Origin of the sequence: Streptomyces hirsutus (assembly GCF_001418415.1) — a bacterium.
GTDB classification, from domain to species: Bacteria; Actinomycetota; Actinomycetes; order Streptomycetales; family Streptomycetaceae; genus Streptomyces; species Streptomyces hirsutus.
Genome location: NZ_LIQT01000223.1, coordinates 1 through 1,818, shown reverse-complemented (window position 1 = coordinate 1,818; position 1,818 = coordinate 1). Strand labels below are relative to the sequence as shown.

Below are 1,818 nucleotides of genomic sequence, written 5' to 3'. Positions count from 1 at the left end.
GACAGGATTCGGACCCGTCAGCTCCCCCTTTTCAGGGCCCGCATGTTCACCGAGTCGATCGCGCAACGGGACCAGTCCAGGTCGCCGCGGGAGCCGAGTTCGTCCAGGACCAGGCGGTGCAGCTTGGCCCAGACCCCGGCCTTGGACCACTCGGTGAACCTGCGGTGAGCCGTTGCCCCCGACGGCCCGAACGATGCTGCGGGCACCTGCTGCCAGGTGCAGCCCGACGTGGCCACGAACACGATCGCGGCCAGCACCTCGCGGTCACCGTGCCGGCGCCGGCCGCCTCCCTGGGGCCGTGAGGGCGCCTCCGGCACCACCCGCTGGAACAGTTCCCACAGCTCGTCCGGCACCAGCCGTTCAACGATCCCTGCCATGGCCGACAGCCTACCGAGCCAAATGAGATGACCTCTAATACTGCAACGGTGCTTGTGCTGATTGCTGACCAGTTCAGGGACTGTGGCCACGCCGTTTGTAGTGACTGACGCGGGCCTGACGTTGTCGTCTGCGCCGCCATGTCGACCAGTGCAGGATGTGCTCGACCGGTGCGGGGCGGCGGTCGGTGAGGCGGGTGATCAGCCGTCGGATCTCGGCGATGCTCAGGTGGATGAGCGGGGAGGATCCGTTTCTGCTTTCTCCGCATCCAGCTGGCGGGCGCGCAGGACGGTCAGGCAGGCGTGGGCGGCCATGGCCAATGTCATGTGGCGGTGCCAGCCGGGGTAGCGGCGGACCTGGTAGTCGTCCAGGCCGCACTCCTGCTTCGCCGTCTGAAAGCACTCCTCGATCGCCCATCGGCTGCCCGCGATGCGGATGAGCTGGTCCAGCGTGGTGCCGGCGGGGCAGTAGGCGATGTAGTAGGAGATCTCCTCGGGGCGGCTGACGCTGCGGCGGGCCAACACCCAGTGCCGACGATCGGGCCGGTGCCAGGGACGGACTTCGACGCGGGCCCAGTCGTAGATGCGCCGGCCGTGGGCTCCTTCACCGCAGGAACGGCGTTTCCACTTCTGCCGTGGCAGGCCCGGGAACAGCTCGTGGACGGGGTGGTCGAGCGCAAAGCGGGTGACGACGGTGTCGTGTCGGGTGGTGGCCATGACGTGGAAGACGTCCGCCTGCTCGAGTTCGAAGCGCCAGCCCTTGCTGAAGCCGTAGGCGGCATCTGCCGTCACCCACCGGAACGGAATCTTCTCGGCGATCGCCCGGCGGATCATCGCCTTGGCGATGGCCACCTTGGTGGCGAAGCCGACCTCGTCGCCGATGCCGGCCTGCCGGCACCGTTCCCGGTCGTCCGTCCAGGACGTGGGCAGATACAGCCTGCGGTCGATCAGCGTGCGGCCGCGGTCGGTGGCGTAGGCGAGGAACACCCCGATCTGGGAGTTCTCGGTGCGTCCCGCGGTGCCGGAGTACTGCCTTTGCACCCCGGCCGAGCGGGTGCCCTTCTTCAGGAAACCGGTGTCGTCGATGATGAGCACCGCGTCCTGATCACCGAGGTTGTCGACTACGTATCGGCGCACGTCGTCGAGGACCTCGTCGGTGTCCCACTCGATCCGGTTCAGCATCCGCTGGATGCGATCCGGCCCGGCATGGCCGGCTTCCTCCGCCAGGGTCCAGCCGTTCTTGCGCTGCAGCGGAGCGATTAGGCCCCGCATGTACGCCAGCGCCGACTGGCGTGGCTCCTCCCGATTGAACCGGTGCACAAACCGCTCATGCACCGCCTCGAGTTCACCCGCCCACAGCCTGACATCAGCAAGGTCCCCACCCATGACCACATCAACGACCGAGCTGGCCAGCAGTCACGGCAAGCACCGTTGCAGTACTAAG

1 protein-coding gene and 1 pseudogene are annotated in these 1,818 nt (G+C 67.5%); both read right to left on the bottom strand.

From position 1 onward, the window contains the following. A pseudogene (locus AOK11_RS17975) lies at nucleotides 1-377 on the bottom strand (transposase); the annotation flags it as partial. 222 nt (nucleotides 378-599) lie between these two features. After that, a complete protein-coding gene (locus AOK11_RS17970) occupies nucleotides 600-1,760 on the bottom strand; it encodes an IS701 family transposase (RefSeq protein WP_055594734.1) in 1,161 nt (386 codons plus the stop codon). Nucleotides 1,761-1,818 lie beyond the last annotated feature (58 nt).

Bases quoted from the DNA above. Each gene is read 5' to 3' on its own strand.
- AOK11_RS17970 (WP_055594734.1), bottom strand. From the start codon at position 1,760: ATGGGTGGGGACCTTGCTGATGTCAGGCTGTGGGCGGGTGAACTCGAG.